This is a genomic window from Pedobacter gandavensis, from assembly GCF_032678745.1.
GTDB classification, from domain to species: Bacteria; Bacteroidota; Bacteroidia; order Sphingobacteriales; family Sphingobacteriaceae; genus Pedobacter; species Pedobacter gandavensis_C.
Genome location: NZ_JAVTST010000001.1, coordinates 237,028 through 259,692, shown reverse-complemented (window position 1 = coordinate 259,692; position 22,665 = coordinate 237,028). Strand labels below are relative to the sequence as shown.

At 41.1% G+C, this 22,665-nt stretch carries 17 protein-coding genes; 9 read left to right on the top strand and 8 right to left on the bottom strand.

What is annotated here, in order from left to right:
• The first annotated feature begins 71 nt into the window (after positions 1–71).
• Positions 72–1,523: a sialate O-acetylesterase gene (locus R2S10_RS01000; RefSeq protein ID WP_316838559.1), complete on the top strand. Its 1,452-nt coding sequence runs from the start codon at positions 72–74 to the stop codon at positions 1,521–1,523.
• Between the two features lie 105 nt (positions 1,524–1,628).
• Here R2S10_RS01000 and R2S10_RS00995 read toward each other — a convergent pair whose 3' ends face one another.
• The 3 genes from R2S10_RS00995 to R2S10_RS00985 are packed head-to-tail and all read right to left on the bottom strand — an operon-like array spanning position 1,629 to position 3,276.
• A complete protein-coding gene (locus tag R2S10_RS00995) occupies positions 1,629–1,841 on the bottom strand; it encodes a hypothetical protein (RefSeq protein WP_316838558.1) in 213 nt (70 codons plus the stop codon).
• Positions 1,842–1,859: 18 nt separating this feature from the next.
• Positions 1,860–2,825, bottom strand: coding sequence for a DUF6268 family outer membrane beta-barrel protein (locus tag R2S10_RS00990; RefSeq protein ID WP_316838557.1), 966 nt, complete (start codon positions 2,823–2,825; stop codon positions 1,860–1,862).
• 4 nt (positions 2,826–2,829) lie between these two features.
• The gene (locus R2S10_RS00985) at positions 2,830–3,276 is read right to left on the bottom strand and encodes a hypothetical protein (RefSeq protein ID WP_316838556.1); all 447 of its coding nucleotides are present in this window, start codon (positions 3,274–3,276) and stop codon (positions 2,830–2,832) included.
• Positions 3,277–3,475: 199 nt separating this feature from the next.
• On the opposite strand from R2S10_RS00985, the gene R2S10_RS00980 reads away from it, so the two are divergent.
• On the top strand, positions 3,476–4,552 hold the full coding sequence (locus R2S10_RS00980; protein WP_316838555.1) for a sensor histidine kinase: 1,077 nt from the start codon (positions 3,476–3,478) through the stop codon (positions 4,550–4,552).
• Positions 4,549–5,265 carry a LytTR family DNA-binding domain-containing protein gene (locus R2S10_RS00975; protein ID WP_316838554.1) on the top strand — a complete coding sequence of 239 codons (717 nt, stop codon included), beginning with the start codon at positions 4,549–4,551 and terminating at the stop codon, positions 5,263–5,265. The genes R2S10_RS00980 and R2S10_RS00975 overlap by 4 nt, the downstream gene beginning before the upstream one ends.
• 10 nt (positions 5,266–5,275) lie before the next feature.
• Here R2S10_RS00975 and R2S10_RS00970 read toward each other — a convergent pair whose 3' ends face one another.
• Positions 5,276–6,169: a DMT family transporter gene (locus tag R2S10_RS00970; RefSeq protein ID WP_316838553.1), complete on the bottom strand. Its 894-nt coding sequence runs from the start codon at positions 6,167–6,169 to the stop codon at positions 5,276–5,278.
• Positions 6,170–6,264: 95 nt separating this feature from the next.
• On the opposite strand from R2S10_RS00970, the gene R2S10_RS00965 reads away from it, so the two are divergent.
• Entirely contained in the window at positions 6,265–7,680 is a 1,416-nt protein-coding gene (locus R2S10_RS00965) for a PLP-dependent aminotransferase family protein (RefSeq protein WP_316838552.1), read from the top strand.
• A gap of 12 nt (positions 7,681–7,692) precedes the next feature.
• Here R2S10_RS00965 and R2S10_RS00960 read toward each other — a convergent pair whose 3' ends face one another.
• The 3 genes from R2S10_RS00960 to R2S10_RS00950 all read right to left on the bottom strand — a co-directional run bounded on the left by R2S10_RS00960 (position 7,693) and on the right by R2S10_RS00950 (position 11,212).
• On the bottom strand, positions 7,693–8,634 hold the full coding sequence (locus tag R2S10_RS00960; protein WP_316838551.1) for a ketopantoate reductase C-terminal domain-containing protein: 942 nt from the start codon (positions 8,632–8,634) through the stop codon (positions 7,693–7,695).
• Between the two features lie 7 nt (positions 8,635–8,641).
• A complete protein-coding gene (locus R2S10_RS00955; RefSeq protein ID WP_316838550.1) occupies positions 8,642–9,604 on the bottom strand; it encodes a helix-turn-helix domain-containing GNAT family N-acetyltransferase in 963 nt (320 codons plus the stop codon).
• Positions 9,605–9,787: 183 nt separating this feature from the next.
• Positions 9,788–11,212 (bottom strand): alpha-L-fucosidase, encoded by a 1,425-nt coding sequence (locus R2S10_RS00950; RefSeq protein ID WP_316838549.1) that lies wholly within the window; start codon positions 11,210–11,212, stop codon positions 9,788–9,790.
• Positions 11,213–11,444: 232 nt separating this feature from the next.
• Here R2S10_RS00950 and R2S10_RS00945 point away from each other — a divergent pair, with 232 nt between their 5' ends.
• Entirely contained in the window at positions 11,445–13,682 is a 2,238-nt protein-coding gene (locus tag R2S10_RS00945; protein WP_316838548.1) for an alpha-L-fucosidase, read from the top strand.
• A 40-nt stretch (positions 13,683–13,722) separates the two neighbouring features.
• On the opposite strand, the gene R2S10_RS00940 is transcribed toward R2S10_RS00945, so the two are convergent.
• Positions 13,723–14,607, bottom strand: coding sequence for an AraC family transcriptional regulator (locus R2S10_RS00940; protein WP_316838547.1), 885 nt, complete (start codon positions 14,605–14,607; stop codon positions 13,723–13,725).
• A gap of 427 nt (positions 14,608–15,034) precedes the next feature.
• Between R2S10_RS00940 and R2S10_RS00935 the strand changes: the two genes are divergently transcribed.
• From R2S10_RS00935 to R2S10_RS00920, 4 genes are all read left to right on the top strand, one after another.
• Entirely contained in the window at positions 15,035–18,214 is a 3,180-nt protein-coding gene (locus tag R2S10_RS00935; protein WP_316838546.1) for a SusC/RagA family TonB-linked outer membrane protein, read from the top strand.
• 11 nt (positions 18,215–18,225) lie between these two features.
• Positions 18,226–20,094, top strand: coding sequence for a RagB/SusD family nutrient uptake outer membrane protein (locus R2S10_RS00930; RefSeq protein ID WP_316838545.1), 1,869 nt, complete (start codon positions 18,226–18,228; stop codon positions 20,092–20,094).
• A gap of 23 nt (positions 20,095–20,117) precedes the next feature.
• Positions 20,118–20,666 carry a DUF5018-related domain-containing protein gene (locus R2S10_RS00925; protein ID WP_316838544.1) on the top strand — a complete coding sequence of 183 codons (549 nt, stop codon included), beginning with the start codon at positions 20,118–20,120 and terminating at the stop codon, positions 20,664–20,666.
• A 118-nt stretch (positions 20,667–20,784) separates the two neighbouring features.
• A complete protein-coding gene (locus tag R2S10_RS00920) occupies positions 20,785–22,578 on the top strand; it encodes an ATP-binding protein (RefSeq protein ID WP_316838543.1) in 1,794 nt (597 codons plus the stop codon).
• Positions 22,579–22,665: the final 87 nt, after the last annotated feature.

Below are 22,665 nucleotides of genomic sequence, written 5' to 3'. Positions count from 1 at the left end.
AATATCGTTCCCGGTATAGCTTTCTATTACTGAGCCATTTCTGAGTCGCATAAATTCTATATATTCGTCAAATGACATTAAAACACAGTTATGCCAGCATTACGCTCCTTCTGGCTATGGTTTTTGTATCCCTTCAGGGAAATGCAAAAATCACTCTGGCAGCGGTTTTTAGTGATAATATGGTGATCCAGCAAAAGACTACCGTAGCCTTCTGGGGTAAAGCAGCCCCTGGAAAGCAGGTTAACTTGAAAGCAAGTTGGGCTTCTTCAACTTTTAGCACCCAATCGGATAAAAATGGCAACTGGAAAATCAAGCTACCAACACCAGGATATGGTGGTCCATACAAAATCAGCATTTCCGATGGCAAAACATTGCAGCTTTCCAATGTCATGCTGGGCGATGTCTGGGTTTGCTCTGGTCAGTCCAATATGAAAATGCCATTAGCTGACTGGGGTAAAATAAACAACTATCAGCAAGAAATTAAGGATGCAAATTACCCAAACATCAGGCTACTACAGGTTCAACATCGCAGTAGTAATGTACCACTAAAAGATGTTGGGATAGCCAATGCTGGCTGGAGGGTCTGCAATCCTGAAAATATTGCGGGGTTTTCCGCTACTGCCTACTTTTTTGCGAGAACGGTATATCAAAAAACCGGCATCCCTATAGGCCTTATTCATGCTTCCTGGGGAAGTAGTGTTGCAGAAGCCTGGATGAGTGCTGCAACCCTTAAAAGCCTTCCTGATATTACAAAAACAGTTGAGAAATTAAATCCTGCAAAAAAAGAGTTGAGTTACCAACAACCTACCGTACTGTACAATGCAATGATTTATCCTTTTTTAGATTTCGCTATTAAAGGTGTGATCTGGTATCAGGGAGAGAGTAATGCCGAGCGGGCACACCAATACCGGACTCTTTTTCCGGCATTGATTAATGATTGGAGAAAATCATGGGGTATTGGAGATTTCCCATTTTACTTTGTGCAGCTTCCATACTTTATGAAAAGAGATCTGCATCCGGGGCCTTCTTTAGGGGCTGAATTAAGAGATGCACAATTGGGGGCATTGAAGCTGAAAAACACTGGAATGGCGGTTACCATTGATATCGGTAATGAACTGGATATCCATCCAAAAAACAAACAGGAAGTGGGAAGAAGATTGGCATTAGTTGCATTGGCCAATATTTATGGAAAGAAAATTCCCTTTTCCGGACCAGTATTAAAGTCTTATACGATCGATAAAGATCTTGTTAAATTGAATTTTAGAGCTGTTCATGGGGGCTTGAAGACAAAAGACAACGCCACATTAAGGGGGTTTTCGATTGCCGGAGCAGACCAGGTTTTTCATTGGGCAAAAGCCAGTATTCATGGAGATCGAATTATTTTAAGCAGTCCTGAGGTAATGCAGCCAAAAGCGATACGCTATGGATGGTCAAATAACCCGGGATGTAATTTGTACAATAAAGCCGGGCTTCCAGCGGCTCCATTTAGAACTGACAATTGGGAAGATAGTACCAAACCATAAAATGTGACGCCCTGCGTCACGTTTTAGAAAAACCTATAAATTACCGATCTAATTCAATTTGGTATGCGGGGAGTACCAAATTGACAAACCATTATTTAATGGCCATCAATAAGGCAGCTCTTCACAAAGATACCCATGGTTTTGTAGACTGGCTATAATCCCATTGATCTCAATATGATTTCCTTCTACCCTTAAAATCCGATCGCAATCCTCCAGATCAAAGTTGATTCTGAATGCTGGATATTCGGATAAAAGTCCATTTACGATAAAGACTGCCTTTGCAGGACATTGTACGTTTGTTTTGAAAACAGTAACCATTTTATAATAATATGTGTGTTAATTTTTCTTTTTACCAAAAGGATTAAAGGACAGGCCTAGATTTAAATACAGCGAGGGCTCAGGCTTTGCCCTAAAAATATAGTCGCGCTGAGTGGCACTTTTTTCAAATACCCTGGCCTCGACAACATTCTTCATTCCGGTCTTTAAAGTGGCGATGAATGAGCCTCCAAGGTGGTGTTCGTAGGTTAAACCGGAATTAATTTCCATTTGATTGAGGCTATAAGTCTGACCAGTTTCATCCAGGTTATATAGGTAGAAAAAGGTGTTTTCCAATTCAGAACCAAGGGAGAATCTGCCATTGGCAAACACGTTTTTACGTATCAGGACTCCTCTTGGTAAAATCACATCTGCCAGCCAGCCATTGTTGAACTGGTGTTTGTAACTAAATGAAGGAAAAACAGGGAACACTGCGCCGGGATCCAGCAATGCAATCAGTCCTACTGCCATTTGAGTTTGTCGGTTGGCTTTTAATAACACTGTACCCGTCAGCACTCCCCTTACTCTTTCAAAATCCTGCTCAGTCCCATCCACAATAGCACTTCCGGTAAAGATGGCCGTTTTGCCAAATAGCTTGCTGAAATGGCTCAGGTTAAGCGATTCTGAGTGGTATTGAAAATCTCTCTTATGCTTTTCATTATCAAGGGATGCAGAGACATATCGATAGCTCAAAATGGTTCCCAGTGACCATTTTCTATTCGTAAAGAAATTTATATTCACACTCGCCTTTAACTGGTAGAAGTTCTCTACTTTTCTTTCCGGCTGATCTGCGCCATGGAATGTGGAATTATAGCGGTAAGGGATAACTGTATTGTATTCCAGGTTGAGTACCCTGGCCATTGGAAATTTATCGGCAACATAAGCTTTTGCTCTTTCGGGAATACTATCTCTTTTCTGAGAAAAACCGGCTACACCGGACAGCATCAGGAAGCTAAAGCTGATGGCTCCTTTATTGAAAATGGGCATATTTTTATTTTAATGCGTGAATTTTAGATTGGAAGAAATCAAGGCAGAATACTTTATCATAAATAGCGGCAATTCTACTTTTTGCCAGAAAATCACTAAACTGATCTTCCTTGCTACACACGCCATCCTCGATAAAGACCATCCATAATTCAGCAACTTTAGTTTGGGCCTTATAAGCCTCTATCGCAAAGGAATTAAACAAGGAGAAATCCGCTGACATTTGCAACAAACCTTTAGCATCAATGCAAAACACACCCTTTCTAATCCCATCGTCCTCAATCACATTTATTTTATGCGTTCGTACTTCTTTAATACTAATTGAAGGCTTATAGCTCGCAATAAAGCGACACAAATCCGCAAGCTGAATGATCTTTTCTTCCTGCTGATTTTCTTCTAACCAGGGACTATCTACAATCTGTTCTGCTAATACTTGAAACTGTTCCACACTCATACCGTTGAATTAATCAGTCGCAAAGCAACAAAATACTTGTATTGCTATTTTTTTATTATACCAAAGCCCCACTTTATTATACCAAAAGCCGGGATAAATGAAATTTGATATAATAAAGCAGGGCTTTGGTATAATTCTCCTGCTAACTATCGGATATACTTTACTTTTGTGACCGGGCATCAATTTTAATTTATACCGAATGACTTGTACTACACAAGAGCTTAAAAACAAACAGGTTCTAAATTTCCTCTCCGAAGACCGATATCGGTTTTTAAGGCATGGGGGATTTTTGCTTGGCCTGTTTGCACTGTTTTACTATTCTGATTTTTCAAACCAGTATGTAGGGGTTTATAAATATTATACCCTGATGTGCATTTTCAGCGTGTTTGTGCTGATGTTCTATATCAACATGTACCTATTGGTTCCTTTGTTTTTCTTTAGAGCCAAGTATCTGCTGTACCTCTTACTGGTCGTCGGGTTGGTATTGGCCGGCTTATCCCTTACCGGGTATTTGTTAAAAGATACGGAGACCCATCGCATCAATTGGGCTAATGAAGACCATCACAAAGTGAGAAGTTATTATGAAGGTGCCATGATTACCGTACCGATCATCCTACTCACCACCACCATCAAGCTATTGCAAAGATGGATACAGGATAATAAACGGATTTCGGAATTAAAGGAGTTGACCCTTCATATGGAGTTGAATGAACTGAAGAACCAGATCAATCCACATTTCTTGTTTAATATGCTCAATAATGTGAAAGCGCTCATCAGAACTGACCCGGAAAAAGCTGCGATTGTGATCCTCAAATTGTCGGAGTTTTTAAGGTACCAGCTCTATGAAAACAATGAGACAAAAACGCCATTAACTTCCGAAATCAATTTCATTTCCAACTTCCTGAATTTGGAGAAAATAAGAAGAGATAATTTTAGCTTCGAGATAAAGAATCAAATAGAAGAATCGTTTTTCAGGAATGTATTTATTCCACCCAATTTGTTCACTACTTTTGTAGAAAATGCGGTGAAACATAGCGTAGATATTACTGGAGCTGAGGCTTATATTCACATAGCAATCTCGATAGAAAACGAAAGGTTACATTTTAGCTGTACCAATTCTAAAAGTGCAGATGATGCTGTTGTTGATCAAAAATACAGCGGATTAGGACTGATTAATATCAAAAGAAGGCTGGAGCTTTTATATCAGCAGGAATATAGCCTTGATTTAAAGTCCGAAGCCCATCAATATTCCATTAATTTAAGCATTCCGATATGAATTGTATCATTGTAGACGACGAGCCTTTAGCGAGAGCGGAATTACAGATTCTTGTCAAGGAATTATCTCAGGTAGAGGTGATTGGTGTTTTTTCAAATGCGCTATCCGCTTTGGAGTTTCTGAAAAGCAATGAAGTGGATCTGATTTTCCTCGACATTGAAATGCCTAAGGTAAGCGGATTGGAGTTTGCGGCACAAATATCCGGACAAACCCTGATCATATTTACGACCGCCTATTCTCAGTATGCCTTAAAAAGCTATGAACTGGATGCTATTGATTACTTGCTCAAACCTATTGATACCAAGAGGCTCGAAAAAGCAATTTCTAAAGCTGTTGCATATCAAAAATTACTCTCAGACGGTTCAAAAAGCACATTTGAAGGCAGTACAGAAGATTTCCTGATGATCAAATCCGAGCGCAGGTATTACAAAATCCGCTTTCAGGACATCAGATTTATTGAAGGGCTAAAAGACTATGTGGTCATTTATACACAAACACAAAAGCTGATTACCGCAATGAATCTAAAGAACATCCATCAAAAGATCCCTGCTCCTTACTTTCTCAGGGTCAGTAAATCCTATGTGGTGAATCTGAATTGTATAGATTCATTTGATAACCACACGATTTACATGGACGAATTTGAAATCCCCATTGGGGAAGTTTTCAAACAGGAATTTTTCAATAAATATGCTGGAGGGGCACAGCTACTCTAACCTAAAAACGTTATGATTTAGCAAATTTCTTTGTCCCGGCAACGCACATAATGACCCCTGCAGTAACGCCTAACATTCCAACACTCACCTGTTCATGAAGTAAGGTAGCAGCTAGTGCGAGACCGAAAAGCGGTTGCAGAAGTTGTAACTGCCCTACCACTGCAATGCCTCCCTGAGCCAATCCGCGGTACCAGAATATAAATCCGATAAACATACTGAACACGCCAATATAACCCAGGCTCCACCATGCAGTTGTACTCACTGCAGCAAATGATTCTGGACGCATAAAGAAAGTTAGGGGCGCCATAAGGGGCAATGAGATCACCAATGCCCAGGAGATGACCTGCCAGCCACCTAATGTTTTAGACAATTTAGCCCCTTCAGCATAACCCAATCCACACAGAATTACAGCAAGCAACATCAGGATATCGCCCAGAGGAGCTGCAGCCAGGCCTTGGGAAATTGCAAATCCTACCACCAGCAGGCTTCCTAGAATGGAAAAAAGCCAGAATACCGGTGCTGGTCGTTCTCCGCCACGAATTACTCCAAATACCGCTGTGGAAAGTGGCAGCAGCCCCAGAAAAACAATAGAATGTGCAGAAGTTACATATTGTAGCGCAAATGCGGTTAGCAAAGGGAAGCCAACCACTACGCCTAATGCTACAATCAATAAATGGGACATCTGCTGAGGACTTGGACGCTTTTCTTTAAAGATCAGCAACATGGCAGTTGCAAGGAGGCCAGCGATTGTTGCTCGGCCGCCGGTTACAAATAAGGGGTTCAGATCTAAAACAGCTACCCTTGTTGCCGGTAGAGATCCACTAAATATGACCACGCCAATGAAGCCGTTAATCCAGCCCCAGGTAGTTTGATCTATAGATTTTTCAAGAGTTATTGCTTTCATATCATTTATTTCCTGCTGACAAAAATGAACAGAAGCAGCAAGAAATAACAGTATCAGTTTTGTACATTTGCATAGACACAGTTAGGGTATTACAAATGAGCAAGAGTTTTATATATGATGAAATCGCGAATGGAATTGCGATTCAGATTAAAAGCGGTGTTTTAAAAGCCGGCGATAAACTGCCTTCTGTCAGGAAGTTATGCCAGGACTATGGTATTGGAATGAATACCTCCAAACGGGTTTTCCTTGAATTGGAAAGTCAGTCGCTAATTGAATCAAAACCCCAGTCAGGCTTTTTTGTAAGCCAACTCCCTTACAAGAAACTCCCCCTTTCTGAGGTCAGCAAGCCTTCCCTGATTGCCCAGAATACGGAGCCAGATGAATTGATCACGAAGGTATATACGAGCATGGGCAACGACGACTTAACCCTCTTCTCCATTGCTGTTCCTTCCGGCAATCTGTTGCCATTGGCGAAACTCAAAAAGGAAATCGGTTATGCGAGCAGGGCGCTTAATGAAGGAGGTGCAGCTTATGAGTCCCTTCAAGGAAATGAAAAATTAAGGAGAATGATTGCGGTACGATCTTTAGGCTGGGGAGGTAATTTGCATGAAGACGACCTGATGACCACCACGGGAGGCATGAACTCTTTGTCGCTGTGTTTAATGGCGCTGGGTAAACCCGGGGATACCATTGCCATAGAAAGCCCTTGTTATCCGGGGATCTTACAACTCGCCATAGGTTTCGGATTTAAAGTCCTGGAATTGCCCACCCACCCCATTACCGGAATAGAAATTGATGCTTTAAAAAAAGCGATTCCAAAGATCAACATTTGCTTGTTGGTGCCTAATTTCAACACCCCTTTAGGGAGTTGTATGCCGGATGAAAATAAGAAAGAGGTGGTTGAACTGTTATCGAAACATGGGATTCCCCTGGTTGAAGATGATGTATATGGCGACTTATATTTCGGTGCCCAGCGTCCCAAATGCTGCAAATCTTTCGATACCGAAGGCAATGTTTTATGGTGCAGTTCTGTATCCAAAACTTTGGCTCCTGGCTATCGCGTGGGTTGGATTGCTCCGGGAAAATACAAGGAGCAACTGTTAAAATTAAAGCTGATTCATTCGGTCGCTTCTGTATCTCTCATTCATGAAACCGTTGGTAATTTCATGAAAACCGGCAGGTATGAGCAGCACCTTCAACAGATTCGCCGCACGCTAAATAGCAATTATCAGAATTATGTGAATGCCATTGCCGAATATTTCCCGGAAGGCACAAAAACGAGCCGGCCACAAGGCGGACTCGCAATTTGGGTAGAATTCAAGAAGGAACTGGATACCACCAAATTATATGATTTAGCCATCCGGCAGCAAATTAGCATTGCTCCCGGGCGGATGTTTACCTTACAGAACCAATTTGAAAACTGTATGAGACTCTGCATCGGTTTACCCTGGTCGGACACCTTAAAGTTCAAACTTAAGCAACTGGGAAACCTGGCAAAAATGCTTCAATAATATCGGGAATTTTTATGCTCTGGATAAGTCGGATTTGATTTTTGTCAGCTCCCCTAATAAGGTCGTTACCGGAATAGAGATTCCAGGTCCCCCGGCTTTGGCTACTGCAAAGTTCAAGGTGTCTATCTCTGTTTCGCGCTTATTCAAGATATCTTGATAGGTTGATATCTTTATTCCATCAGACATTTTACTGATCGCCAATACGTTTTGTAACACCTCATCCTGAGTTAGTTGAATACCATTGGCTATGGCCACAGTCAAACATTCAGCGATCACTGTTTTTGCGATTTCCAGTACGGCATCATTTCGTTGAAATACACCATTGTCTACTTCGAGCAGCGGACAAATGGAGTTAAACACGCAGTTGCTAATTACTTTCTTCCAAATTAGCTTTTGAATATCCGCTTCATCACGGAAAGAAAATATCGTAGTATTCAGTGTTTCTACAATAAGCTGAAGAACTTCTTCTGAACCTTTAATCCATCCAATCGGTGATGGGGCAACCAATCTAAACCTCACCCTATTTTCGGAAACTGACTGACTAGTGGCCATCAATACACACCTATACAGTTCTTTAAAACCAAGGTCAATAAAGCAGTTTTCGATATGTAAACCATTCTGCAAAAATACGATTGGTGATTCCTGTGCTTTTAGCTGTAGTTTTTCTGCCAGCGCTTTATTGCCAAATGATTTGTTGGTCAATAGAATGATCCCATCCAGCTTTTCATAATTGCTAATGCTGCTGATGGCGATCTCAGCCTGTAGCAATTCCGCTCCAATTTCTACCTGAATATTTTCGGTATACCTCAGTTCTCCATCAATACTGCCTCTCAAAATGGTCACCTTTCTTCCATTGAGAGCTAAAGCAACAGCCAGGGCTTTTGCAATCACACCATTTCCGATGATGAATAGTTCTTTAGCGAAGTTTGATGTGTTTTCAATTCCTTGTTCCATGGATCAATTAATTGCTTGGTTTCAGTGCTAATTCCATTTGAATGTTACAGCGCTCATAAGGTGTAGATCTGCCGATCACTTTCTTAAAGCCTAACTTTTGATATAAATTGATCGCGGGTTTCAAAGCGGTATTACTTTCCAGGTATATTTTATTAGCTCCTAACTCTTTAGCGGCATTTACAACTGCCTGTCCTAACAACCAGCCTATACTTTTACCTTGAATTTTTGGCGATACCGCCATTTTAGCCAATTCGTAATCATACTCTGGATCATCCATTTTAATCAATGCACAAACTCCTACTGGTTCGTTGTTGTACAAGGCCACGAAAATCTTCCCTCCTTTGTCCAGTATATAGGTTTTAGGATGGTCTAGAGCTTTATAATCGGCTTCTTCCATTTTAAAGTAAGTCGAGATCCATTCCTCATTGAATGTTCTAAAGGCAGTCTGGTATTTCTCCTCATAGGCAACAATTTCCACGTCTTTACTTTCCCGTAGTTTTTTGTGTTCCTGAACTCTTCTGAACAATGATTTTTCGTCCAGCAGAAATTCCCATTCTGCGATTGCTTCCCACAGGTTGTGCCTGGCTTCTGCGATTACACTGTCAATTGCCGCATCCACATCAGCGCATTGCACCTTAATTTGTTTAGCGATCTCCGCTCCTTTTTCAGTTAGCGCAACTACATTCCTTCGTTTATCTGATGATTCGCGGTTTTCCTGTACCAACCCTGCGGTGGTCATTTCCTGAATGATTTTACTGACAGATGGTTGTGAATGTCCGATCTCATTGGCGATTTCGGTAATGGTCTTTTCGCCTTCTGCTGAAAGCAGAAAAAATGCGGGGAACCATTTAGGTGCAAATTCCACATTGTATAATTCGTAAATCCTGGCTGCATCCTCAGTGATTCTGGAGGTCAGTAATCTTAGTCGGCTCCCTAAAGCCATCTTCCCTGTTTTCTCGAATAGTTCCATAGGTATAATTAATTACATAACTAGTTATGCAAATGTATGGAATTTATGATAACCTCCAAATATTTTAATAGGAACCACAGCCAGATTACTGAAACTGTGGCCCTATTTACCTAACCAAGGTATATCTGTGCTTTAAATCATTTACAATTTAGTGGGTTATTTTTTTGATATTATTTAGGAGGATTAGTTACCTACCCCAACTTCACTGACCATTGCTTCATCCACAGCGGATAAGATCCGGAGCTTGATATATCTGGTCTTTATGGGTTCAAAATCCGCAATTTTAAGGTCGGAAGTTTTATTCCAGTTGCCAGTTTTAATCTGTCGGAAATTCAGGTTATCATCCGATACTAACAGCTCATATTTAGTAATGAGTCCGATGTATCCTTTTAATTGAACGGGTAAATAATAAAACTTACTGATACTTTGTGCGATGCCCAGGTCTAGAACAAGGGAACTATTTTTTTCGTCCGAGAACTTCCAATAGGTTTGGAAAGCAGCAAATCCACCTCGGTCTCCAACAAGGTCACTGATGCCATCGATCATCACGCTGGCTGTTTTCTGATTCAGCAAACTAGCTACCGGAGTACCATCATCGGCAGGGCCAGAAGGCTCAATAAACACCTTTCCAGTACTTGCTTCAATCCCTTTTGCGCGGATATAGTTTTTTAAGGCTGCCCCTTGTTTGGGTAATGGCAACCTGGTTAAATCTGGTTTCCAGCGCGTCCCAACTTCTTTAAGTCTTGCAACTACTTCCTCATCAAAAAGCCCATCCCGATTAGGTCCGATGTTTACCATAAAGTTGCAATATAAAGGAACCACTCTTTGCAATTTATCCAGCACATAATCCAGACTTTTAACCTGTTTTTCTGCAGCAGGATGCCAAAACCAACCATTGGTTAGGGTAAGTGCCATTTGTGAAGGATAATTGTTGTTTCCTGGAGGATACACTCCTTTAGGTCCTTCGTAATAAATCACATCAGTTTGTAATGGACTGTTGCCATTATGCTCAGCCACCAGACAATTGGGTTGCAGCTTTTTTATATGGTTATAGATCTTTTGAAAATCGATTAACCGGTGGCCCATTTTCCAATTCCAGCCATCAAAAATAATCATTGGTATTTCTCCATATTGAGTCAGCAGTTCTGTAAGTTGGTTCATTACAAACTCCTCTTCTTTTGGCCCGCCGTTCTCTACGCCATTATGCCTGTCCCATATAGAAAAATACAGGCAGGGTTTAAGTCCCTGCTTGCGGAAAGCTTTCACATATTCGGCCACCACATCCTTTTTAACCGAACTATTGGCGACATCGTAATTGGTATATTTTGAATCCCATAAGCAAAAACCATCGTGGTGTTTGGTGGTCAGAATGCCATAAGTCATCCCAGCAGATTTGCAGGCCTCTGCCCATTGATTACAATCCAGTTTTGTAGGGTTAAATTGTTTAGGATCATGGTTGGGACTTGCCCATTCTTCGTCTGTAAACGTCCCCATATTGAAGTGCATCATTGCGCCAAAACGCAAATCAACGAAATTGGCTTGTAGCTCATGTAGGTTTGTTTGGGCGATTGATGTGCTGATATTACACATCAATAAAATGGCTATCATTCTAACCTGGAATTTGATCACAGTTGCGGATTTCTAATTAAATATTGCTGCGCCAAATTATCAATGATCATCCGAAATAACTAAAAGCCTATTGGCCAAAACTGATACTATATTATCCATATTTACCTGGTCTTTACCAGCACAGATGCTAAAATCGCATAAGAAGGAGACAATTACCTTGAAGTATTGAACTCAAACAAATTGTAATTTTACCGCAACCAGATCCACATAAATGAAAAAACCATTTGTTATAGTCGCCCTTATGGCAACTTGTTATTTAAATGCATCAGCTCAAACTGCTGCTATTAAAGCTCAAAACACCATTCCCATTCTTAAAGCAGACAGCAAGGCCAGCATTATTGCCAAGGCTGCACATGTGGTTCCTACCAAGAACCAACTGAGCGCGCTACAAAACGAATTCATTGCCTTTATTCATTTTGGACCGAATACGTTTACGCGTATGGAATGGGGAAATGGCATGGAAGATCCAAAGATTTTCGATTTAAAAGAACTGGATACCGACCAATGGTGTCAGTCTATGAAATCTGCGGGAATGAAAATGGTGATCCTGACGGTAAAGCACCATGATGGATTTGTGCTTTGGCAAAGCCGATATACGAAACATGGCATCATGTCGACCGGCTTCAAAAACGGCCAGGGTGATATATTAAAAGCATTGTCTGCATCTGCCAAGAAATACGGCCTGAAATTAGGCGTTTATTTATCGCCGGCAGATTTGTTCCAAATCGAAAGCCCTACCGGTTTATACGGTAATTTAAGCCAAGTGACCAAGCGTACAATTCCTCGCCAAGTTACTGGCAAACCATTTGCCAACAAAACTAAGTTCGAGTTTGAAGTTGATGATTATAATGAATACTTCCTGAACCAATTGTTTGAAGTATTGACAGAATACGGACAGGTGGATGAGGTTTGGTTTGATGGCGCACATCCAAAAACCAAAGGCGGGCAGACTTATAACTATGCTGCCTGGAAAAAGCTGATCCATACTTTAGCACCTAAGGCGGTGATTTTTGGCAAGGAAGATATCCGTTGGTGTGGCAATGAAGCTGGGGCTACAAGAAGCACAGAATGGAATGTGATCCCTTACCAGGAAAATCCAAATACGGCCAGCAACTTCCCTGATTTAACCTTAGATACTTTGGGCAGCAGGGCGGAATTATATAAGGCTAATTATTTACATTATCAGCAGGCAGAAACCAATACTTCAATCCGTGAGGGCTGGTTTTACCGTGACGATGAGAAGCAAAAAGTACGGAGCACGGATGATGTTTTTGATATATATGAAAGATCTGTTGGCGGTAATTCTACGTTCCTACTCAACATTCCACCAAACAGAGATGGTAAATTTTCAGCAACTGATGTAAAAGTACTGGAAGAAGTAGGTAAACGTATCAATGAGACTTATGGTAAAAACTTATTTGCCAATGCTAAAGGATCAAAGCAAGTATTGGATCAGCAAATTGGAACCTATCAGTTGTTAAATGGAGGTCAAAAAACCATTGAGATCAGCACTCCTGCCCCGGTTACCATCAACAGAATTGTTTTACAGGAAGCGATCGCCAGTCATGGGGAACGTGTAGAAGAACACATCCTGGAGGCCTGGCTGGACAATAAATGGCAACAAATTGCGACTGCAACAAACATTGGTTACAAGCGTATTTTACGTTTCCCAGATGTTACCGCTTCGAAATTCAGGTTAAAAGTACTGTCGTCCAGAGCAAACCCAGCCATCGCCACAATTGAGGCGCATCATTACCGCACCAGACCGCCACAATTACAATTGCAAAGAGACCTGAATGGTTTATTGACCATTTCGGCAAGTCAGCATGAGTTTGGATGGAAGCCCCACGGACAAAACGCTTCAGAGAACCTGGGCAAAGGCAGTCAGATCTATTATACTACCGATGGGACTGAACCTACAAAAGCTTCAAAAAAATACACTGCTCCTATTGTGATCACCAAGGGGGAAGTAAAAGCGGTTGCTTTTGCTGATCAGGATAAGGGTAGCATTGCCACTGCAACATTTGGTTTGGTGAAAAACACCTGGAAACTGTTGAATGCAAGTAGTGAAGCTGGTCCGAAGAATACAGCAACTATGGCTTTTGATGCAAAAGCGCAGACTTACTGGCTTTCAAAACCTGATGATACGCAAGCAAAAATTGCTATTGATTTAGGGGCTACACATCAATTAACGGCCTTCGTTTATACTCCTCCAAAAGGATTTTTAGGAGGTATGATGGAAAAAGGATTGCTGCAGATCAGTCAGGATGGCAAAAATTGGGAAACAGTTTCGCAATTTGAATTTGGCAACCTGATCAATGATCCAACTGCAAGAACACATTACTTTAAATCAGCGATCACTGCCAGATATGTACAGATTCAGGCAACTGTTATTGCGGGTAACAAAACCTCATTAGCTATTGCAGAGCTTGATTTTCTAACAAAATAGATGAATAGAGCGGCGGCTTATTGGCTGCCGCTCTTCAAAACTAGAGTTCATTCCCTTTAAAACTGTTGTTTAAATTCCCACGGTATTCTGAAGGCGTCATTCCTGTAATTTGCTTGAAGAACTTATTATAGTTAGTCAGGTTATTGTATCCGCTGGCATAACATACCTCTGAGATCGAAAGTTCTGCATTTTGCAACAGTTTACAGGCATGGCCAATCCGGATCTCATTGACAAACTGCGTCAATGATTTTTGGGCTCTATCCTTAAAAAACCTGCAGAAGGAATTTGTGGTCAGGTTGCACAGATCAGCCACTTCTTTAAGGTTGATATCGCGTTGAAAATTCTCCATTAAATACTGATAAACCTTATTGATCCTATTGGTATCTTTTTCATCATAGGGATTTTTGAAGGTGACACTTGCCAGGTACTCATATTCATTTGATAATGATAAGATCTCAATGGCCTGAAGAAAAGCAATGATCTTATTCACCCCCTTTTTTTGAGGTAACTTCGTCAGGATTTTGGTGACTTCCTGATTTGTTTTCCCATAAAATCGCAATCCCCTACCTGCTTTTCGGATCAGCTCCTGTATCTGATTTATGGTGTTTTGATCATCACTTAATCCCAATAAAAAGTCGGATGGGAAATAGACAACCGTTGATTTCACTTTATTGGTTTTTTCGGCCAGGAAGTTCTGATCACTCTGCCAGATATGAGGCAGATCCGGCCCCATTAAAACAAGGTCGTTGTCTTCGAAATTACCAATATGGTCGCCCACAATCCGTTTCCCATAGCTCTTTTCTATCCAAACCAACTCACACAATTCATGAAAATGAAAAGAGGCAATCAGGCTATTCGTCTCCAACCTCTTAACTTTTAAAGTCTTGACCCCCATGTGGTTAACATCTATTAATTCTGGTTTCATTTGAAAATTTACAATAGAAAAAAAAGCGAAACTAAACATTTCGCCTCCAAATAGATACATCAGGGTAAGATAGTTTTAGCATTTGCATTTTAACTTTTAGAATTGCCTAAACACGCCCTCTATATTTACTCATAGTCAACAAACTGTATAAATTGATAATCTTTAGTAGCTAGGGAATATTGGTTAGGCCCGGGTATAAAACACCACAACTCTGCCTGATCAACAGATATAAAAAAGCTTAACCTCCCCCAATCGTCGATAAGATTTTTCAGCATGCACAGCCAACATGAACCTCAGCAATGCTGCTTCATGGACACCAAATCAACCAACAACCAAACCAACGTATGAAAAGAAAAAACTACCTGAAAATGGGACTCCCGTCCTCGCCACTATTGTGCAATTCTAATTACCAAATTCAAGCAGAGCAATGAAAATAAACAGAAAATCTAATGGATGGTTTGCTGGTTTTCATCAAACCAATACTGGCTTAGGTCTAATGATTGTTTTTCCGATGTTATTAGCCGCTTTACCTGCCACAAAAGCATTTGCAGGCAAACGCCCAGGAAATGTGAGTACCCTACATCTACCATTGAGGGGTTATTCCATACACAACAATCTTGTAGCCGATACGATCGTAAGCGTAAAAGGAACGGTATACGATAGTGATAAAAAGCCACTTCCGGGGGCGAGTATTGTGGACAAGAAAAATCCTAAAAAAGGTACCATCACTGATGAAAACGGTAAGTTTTCTATTGAAGTGCCCATAAATACCGTTTTACGGATTGGTCATATCACGCATATCAATAAAGAGTATAGGGTTTCAAGACAGGAATCGAACTTACAAATTACCCTGGATGCCGATGCGAAGGGACTTGAAGAGGTAATGGTGGTTGGATTTGGTACCACGAGTATCAGAAAAAACACTACTTCGGTTGCAACGCTTAATCCTAAAGCTCTAAAAGACTTACCTTTTGGAGACATGGGTTCGGCCTTACAAGGTAGAGTTCCCGGTGTTATTGTGCAGCAAGGCTCGGCTGAGCCCGGACAAAATGGGGCCAGTATTTCCATTCGTGGAAACGGAGAACCCTTGTACATTATCGATGGTTTTGTATCTAGTCGCGAGCGTTTTCTAACCTTAAACAAGATCGATATCAAAACGCTTTCTGTGCTGAAAGATGCCGCTTCTACAGCGGTATATGGAATGAACGCCGGTAATGGTGTAGTGGTGATCACGACTAAAAAAGGCGAATCCGGCCAATTGGCTTTTGATTACCAGGGCAATTTCGCCTTCAACACCCCTTCTTACGCGCCAAAACGCATGAATGCTTTTGAATATGCTACTTCCGTAAACAACCTTTTTCAGGCATTGGGACAAGGGGTAAATGCTTTCAAATCGCCAGCAGAAATGCAGGAGATCAGTCAGAATTTATCGAATTACACCAATTGGGAAGATGAGTTGCTACGCAAATATGCCCCGCAACAAGAGCATACCGTTTCGGTAAATGGCGGTACGGATCGCTTAAAGTTTTTCGGGAGCTTAAATGCATTAGGACAGGAAGGAATTATGAAATTCAAGTCTCTAAACTACAACCGATATAACTACAGATCCAATGTGAGCAGTCATTTTGATAAAATCGGACTAACGTTGGAGCTGAATGTAAATGGTACGCAAACAGATGAAAAATACCCACCTGCTAGTGCTTACACCATTTATTCCCGCATTAGAGATCGGAATCCTTTTGAGAAACCATTTACTTCAAATGGTCAGATTTCCAACCAATTTGACAATCCGGCGCTGCAATTGATGAGTCCGGGATATGTTAAAATCAGAACGGTTTATAACCAGGTAGCAGGATCATTAAACTGGGTGGTTCCTGGAGTAGAAGGCTTGAGTTTTGGGCTTAGCGGAAACTATAATGTGCAGTCGCAGAACCGTGCAGACTGGACGCAAACCGCCACCTTTTACGATGAGGCGGGGAATCCAACCAAAGAAGATCCTTCCAACATTAGCGTTGGCCGCTCCTCTTTCATGACCAACCAATATGATGTAAATGTTAGGGCAGATTACAAAAAAACAATCCTTGGCAAACACAATATCGAAGCGACGTTAGTACATACCAGACAACATTTTTACAGTGACTCTTTATCCTCGGGATCCAGAGGTTTTAATACCACAGAAATCCACCAGATTCAAAAAGGTGATGCGAGTACCGTTACGGGATGGAATAACGAGGGAATGCAGGCCTGGATGGGTTATGTAGGGCGTTTCCATTATGATTATGACCGCAAATATATGTTAGAATTTGCCGGGCGTTATGATGGATCGGATAACTTCCCTGAGGGCAAAAGATGGGGCTTCTTCCCTTCTGTATCCGCAGGATATGCGATTTCTGAGGAAAAATTTTTCCAGGGCATCAAGAGTGGAAATATATTGAATTACCTGAAACTTAGGGCTTCCTATGGACAGATTGGGGTAAACGATATAGAACACTCGATCTATGCTTATTTGCCTACTTATAATTACAATTCCAATGCCTATGTAGTGGATGGAAAGCTACAAAATAGTGTTACCCCGGGACCAACACCAAGTTTAAACATGACCTGGTATGATCAGACCAAATACGACATCGGGCTAGATTTCTTCCTCTTTGGCAATCGACTGGAGGGTACCGTAGATTATTTCTTCGAAAAGACCAAAGGGTTTTTATCTGCTGATAAATTCCGTTATACAGATCCAATCGGATACGAGTTACCATTGGTGGTATCGGAAGCTGAAGATCGAATAGAAGGTTTTGATGGTGCCTTAAAGTATAACACTAAAATTGGTCAGGTGAATTTTACTGCCGGATTTAACTTTACCTATTATAGATCTCTTGCTTTTAAAACGAATGAAGATAGCCTTACCCTGGCCAATCCTCGTCTTCGTAAACAAGGAAATGAGAAGTTTTTTGTGGGTACCGGTTATGTGGGTGCTAAATTCTACACCAATCCGATGGACATTCTGAACAACCCTAAGCGCCTTACTTCAAGAGACCTTAGACCTGGTGATTTACAATATCAGGATGTGAATAATGACGGAAAAATAGATGGTCAGGATCAGATGAGATACGGGCACAATACCACGCCAACTTTTGTCTTTGGATTTGACCTTGGCGCAAGTTACAAAGGCGCTTCTATTATGGCTACAATTCAGGGAACAGGTCCAAGACAAACTTATATGAGTAATGTTGCGATGGGTTCTGAAGGCGAAAGAAGGTTAGATTTTGTGTTCCAGACCGATGCCTGGTCTACAGATAATCCAAATGCCACTTTACCAAGACCTGGGAACCTTACCTTAAATGACAATAACAATTATGCAAGCTCGGATTTCTGGGCACGTAAGTCGAATTATGTCCGCTTAAAATCAGTGACGCTGTCCTACGACTTCAAGCATGCCATGTTAAGTCAGCAGAATTGGTTGCGCAACCTTACGGTTTTTGCTTCCGGCCTGAATCTTTTCGCCACTGGTCCTTCTGTAAAATATGGTGATCCTGAATCAAACAACTTTGAAGGTTATTCTTATCCGATGATGAAGACTTATTCTGCAGGTTTTCAATTGGGTTTCTAAATGATATGAAAATGAAAAAATATAAACTAATATGGGTGCTGGGCCTATTGTCTATTTGCCTATCCTCTTGTAAAAAGTTCTTAGATACAAAGCCCTACGACAAGATTACTGGCGAACAAACCTGGAGTAGTGAGAATTTAACTACTGCATTTATTTACCAGATCTATGCGGATATATTGACCAGTGACTCCTGGTTAGCCGCCTATGCAAGTCCAAATTCTGCACGTTCGGAGAGTTCCACAAAAAATGCCATGACGGGGACTTTAAATGGGGCGTTCTGGTCGAAAGACCGCGCGGAATTGATGACTAAAAATGATGATTATGGTTGGTTAAACTACAACCTACTTTGGAGAATACATACTGCCATGAGAAATATTCAGGAGAGTACTAAGTTCTCTGCGGAGTATAAAAAACGATCACTGGCAGAGCTACACTTTTTGAGGGCTGCCCATTATTTTATCTATGCAAAGCTGTATGGTGGTTTGCAGATTATTGATCGTGAACTTAGTCCAACGGAGGACCTTCAAATCCCAAGGAAATCGATCAAGGAGACTTACGATTTTATCATTGCTGATCTGGATGCCGCCAGTCAGTCGCTTCCCCCAACTGTTGAAAGAGGAAGAGCCTCTTCTGCGGCGGCTTATGCACTCTTGATGAGGGTGGGCATACAAGCAGCATCTTATGTAGATGGCGGAGCAACAAATAGCATTTATTACGATAAAACTATTGCTGCCGGAACGGCATTAGGGCTGAATGCAGGGGGCTCACAACTTAGCCCCTACGAGAATATGTTCAGAGCCTATGAAACGGCTATTGCAGCACCAGAAATTATCCTATCCAGAGAGCGTTCAAAGATTAACAGTTCGCTATATGATACCCCGATACAGTATCAGGGATTATGGGCAAATGGTAATTTCTCAGCCTATGCAAAACTTCATTTCCCAATCAATGTAACGATGAATTTCTGGGGAATGGATGGCGGCTCCTGGCCTACTCAGGATCTGGTAGACGACTATCTGGTGAAAGATGTGAATGGCAGTATTAAGCCATGGGACGAGGCTTCCTATGTCAATACTGGTAGAAATGTTGATGAAAAGATGTATTTCAGCAGCACCAAAAAGAGAGACCTTAGATTTTACTCTACCGTATTATACGATAGCTGTATGTACTTCAACAATCAAGCCCGTGTATTCTTTAGAAGAGACGGAAATGTGAGTAATTCCAACAGTAAAATCAATGAAGGTTCAGTAGAAGAATATGGCTATAAAGCCGGAAATTCAGAGAACTATAACTCTTCTACAGGTTATGCGATGATCAAATATCAATACGATCAGATCATCAGTTTACCAAATCCTGGCGATCAGAAATTAGATTATTCCTTTTCAGTTTTAAGGTTTGGTGAGGCTTATCTGAATATGGCGGAAGCTTACCTGATGAAAGGTGATTTTGCAAATGCCAAGACCTTCATGACGCCAACCATGGTGAAACATGCCGGCTTTGATGAAAGTCAGGTGACGAGTTATTTAGCTCCGCTAACAGGAAATACCTGGGGTAGTTCTTTGTTTGAAGCCTATAAAAGAGAGAGAAATGTGGAGATGGTTTATGAAAACAATGACAGTTACTGGTCTCTTTTACGCTGGGGAATGAGAACTTCCGGAGGTGTAAAGAATGGAGAATATGCAAGTAGCGGTTATGTGATTCCGGATTTACAAGGATCACTTCGGGGCATCAGGATTTCCAGAGATGGAAAGACGTATACCTTTTTCCAGGACAACAATTCGGCTGGTGAAGCCAGGTTTACTCCTAAGCGTTACCTCTTACCAATCAACGAAGCATTTCGTTTAAAATCAGGCCTTAAACAGAACCCAGGTTGGGATTAATTCTTACAATAATTCAAATAGCAATGACAAAAATAATAAAACCACTGTTTAGTGTATTGGCACTTGGAATGATCTTTTCACTGACAGGTTGTTTAAAAGCAGGAATGGAAGATTTGGAAAATTCAAATCAAAAAGCGATGACTTCCGTTGATTATACCTACCGGTTTTTATATACGGATACCATTCAAAAAGGAACTGATAAACAAGAGATTCTAAAAGATCGGGTATGTGAAGTTCTGTTTAAGAAAAACACCGTTAAGCTGAATGAGAACGGGATGGATGGATTTAAAACCACGATATCATATGATGTGAATTCTGTATTGAAAGCTGGTCCGACGGGCTCTGTCACTAAAGCAATGCTTTATAGCACCTTTGACAAGCTGATCCAAACCGATCAATTGAATAAATTATGGGTTTACGTGACGGTTTCTGATGTCAGTACGGTTGTTCCTTTAGCGGATGCACCGAAACTGGGAAGTTCGGGAAGCTTTTCAAAAGATCATGTGTATCAGGTAAAAGCAGCTGATGGATCTACTAAAGATTACCTGATCAGAACGATTAAAGGTTTTTAAATTTTCCTCTTATCTGAAAAGGGTCTTGATCAATTTGATCAAGGCCTTTTTTCTTGTTCAAAAAAATCCAGTTCTCCCAATTCATTGAATTGTGTAACTTTAGCTATTAAAGCTTCCCATGATTCATTTATACAGCCCTCTAAAAAAATTCGTCAACCATATCGCTTCATTTGAATCAGATACAATCGATCAGGCCCGAATTAAATTACTGTTGTACATCCTGATTCTGTACATCCCCTATACCGCGATCTTAATCATTGCCTACATTTATGGTGGAGCAGCGCCACACCTGATTCGGGTAAGTATTGTTTTCGTGAATTGTCTGATCCTACTCGCCGCTATTTATCATTTTAAGATCTGGAAAACGGCCTCTCACATCGTTCTTTGTAGTCTTACACTGGCCGTATGGAGCAATGTCTCATTTTATGTGCATGGGGTAAACGTAGAGACGCTGCAATTGATCTGGTTTGCCTGTGCATTGGGATTTTACATGCATGGCTTAAAATGGGGATGGTTTTATTCGGCAATTAATGTGTTGCCGGTATTGGTCCTTACGGCGGGTGATCACCAGAATTATTTCTACCTGGGTGCCGGTCCATATACGGTGAGCCTGCTGACTTATCTTTTTGTGATCGCTTATAATTTTCTTTGGATCATCTATATGCACCATTACTTTTTCAAGGTGTTTAATAATAACATTGTGAATTTGACGGCCACAAAAAATGAATTAAATGAACTCAATGAAAAGCTAAAGACAACACTGGAAGACCTCCAAATTACATCCAATGCCAGAATGGATTTCCTATCCACCATGTCGCATGAGTTACGTACGCCATTAAACGGGGTGATTGGAATTTCAAACGCCTTGTTACTGCAAAACCCACGTAAAGACCAGGCAGAAAACCTGGGCGTACTTAAATTCTCCGCAGAAAACTTATTGCTACTGATCAACGATGTGCTGGATTTCAACAAGTTCGACTCTAATAAAGCGGAACTGGAATGTATTCCTTTTGATATGAACGTGCTGTTGAAGAACAACTATTCCAGCATCAAATTGAAAGCCCGGGAAAAGATGCTGGATTTAAATCTTTCGATCAGCGAAGATCTAAAGGATAAAATGCTGATTGGTGATCCGACCCGTCTGACCCAGGTTTTGCTAAACTTATTGAATAATGCCATTAAATTCACGGAAAACGGATCAGTAAGTATGGAAGTGAAAACCAGCAAGCTCAGCGAGCAGCACATCGTACTGCTCTTTATGATTGCCGATACGGGTATTGGGATTGAAGCGCATAAACAACAGCAAATCTTCGAACCTTTCATTCAGGCTTCCAGCAGTACCAATAGAAATTATGGTGGCACAGGCCTTGGTCTTCCTATTGTTAAAAAGGTGTTGACCATGCACAACAGCACGATAAAAATGGAAAGCACGCCAGATGTAGGGACCAAATTTTCTTTTGAGATCTCTTTCAACTACCAGGCTTCCGATCCTGATAACACAGATCAACTGACTAATAACGGGAAAGAGCTGGCTCATTTGAAGGTCCTCGTTGCTGAAGATAATCCGATCAATATCCTGGTGATTAAAAAGACCCTGGAGCAGTGGAACATTCATCCAGTGGTTGCGGAAAATGGGAAAATTGCAGTCCAGAAAGTGGTACAGCAAGAGTTCGACATTGTCTTAATGGATCTGTATATGCCTGAAATGGATGGCTATCTGGCGGCGGCAGCGATTCGTGAATTGACTGATCCCCGCAAAGCGAATGTGCCTATTATTGCCTTAACCGCAGATGTCAATAACAGTGTAGCCATGAAGGTAAAGCAATCTGGAATGAACGATTGCCTATCCAAACCATTCGACCCTAATGACCTGTTTCAAAAGCTGAAAAAACTAACAGTTCTAAACGCATGATTTTAATTTGAAATACTTCGCATCACATTCTACCTACTAACCTATTCTTTACTGTTGTCAATGGTTCTGGACTTGATCAAAATCTGA

Bases quoted from the DNA above. Each gene is read 5' to 3' on its own strand.
- R2S10_RS00935 (WP_316838546.1), top strand. From the start codon at position 15,035: ATGAAAATAAACAGAAAATCTAATGGATGGTTTGCTGGTTTTCATCAA.
- R2S10_RS00980 (WP_316838555.1), top strand. From the start codon at position 3,476: ATGACTTGTACTACACAAGAGCTTAAAAACAAACAGGTTCTAAATTTC.
- R2S10_RS00920 (WP_316838543.1), top strand. From the start codon at position 20,785: ATGATTCATTTATACAGCCCTCTAAAAAAATTCGTCAACCATATCGCT.
- R2S10_RS00970 (WP_316838553.1), bottom strand. From the start codon at position 6,169: ATGAAAGCAATAACTCTTGAAAAATCTATAGATCAAACTACCTGGGGC.
- R2S10_RS00955 (WP_316838550.1), bottom strand. From the start codon at position 9,604: ATGGAACTATTCGAGAAAACAGGGAAGATGGCTTTAGGGAGCCGACTA.
- R2S10_RS00975 (WP_316838554.1), top strand. From the start codon at position 4,549: ATGAATTGTATCATTGTAGACGACGAGCCTTTAGCGAGAGCGGAATTA.
- R2S10_RS00950 (WP_316838549.1), bottom strand. From the start codon at position 11,212: ATGATAGCCATTTTATTGATGTGTAATATCAGCACATCAATCGCCCAA.
- R2S10_RS00965 (WP_316838552.1), top strand. From the start codon at position 6,265: ATGAGCAAGAGTTTTATATATGATGAAATCGCGAATGGAATTGCGATT.
- R2S10_RS00945 (WP_316838548.1), top strand. From the start codon at position 11,445: ATGAAAAAACCATTTGTTATAGTCGCCCTTATGGCAACTTGTTATTTA.
- R2S10_RS00940 (WP_316838547.1), bottom strand. From the start codon at position 14,607: ATGAAACCAGAATTAATAGATGTTAACCACATGGGGGTCAAGACTTTA.
- R2S10_RS00990 (WP_316838557.1), bottom strand. From the start codon at position 2,825: ATGCCCATTTTCAATAAAGGAGCCATCAGCTTTAGCTTCCTGATGCTG.
- R2S10_RS00930 (WP_316838545.1), top strand. From the start codon at position 18,226: ATGAAAAAATATAAACTAATATGGGTGCTGGGCCTATTGTCTATTTGC.
- R2S10_RS00925 (WP_316838544.1), top strand. From the start codon at position 20,118: ATGACAAAAATAATAAAACCACTGTTTAGTGTATTGGCACTTGGAATG.
- R2S10_RS00985 (WP_316838556.1), bottom strand. From the start codon at position 3,276: ATGAGTGTGGAACAGTTTCAAGTATTAGCAGAACAGATTGTAGATAGT.
- R2S10_RS00960 (WP_316838551.1), bottom strand. From the start codon at position 8,634: ATGGAACAAGGAATTGAAAACACATCAAACTTCGCTAAAGAACTATTC.
- R2S10_RS01000 (WP_316838559.1), top strand. From the start codon at position 72: ATGACATTAAAACACAGTTATGCCAGCATTACGCTCCTTCTGGCTATG.
- R2S10_RS00995 (WP_316838558.1), bottom strand. From the start codon at position 1,841: ATGGTTACTGTTTTCAAAACAAACGTACAATGTCCTGCAAAGGCAGTC.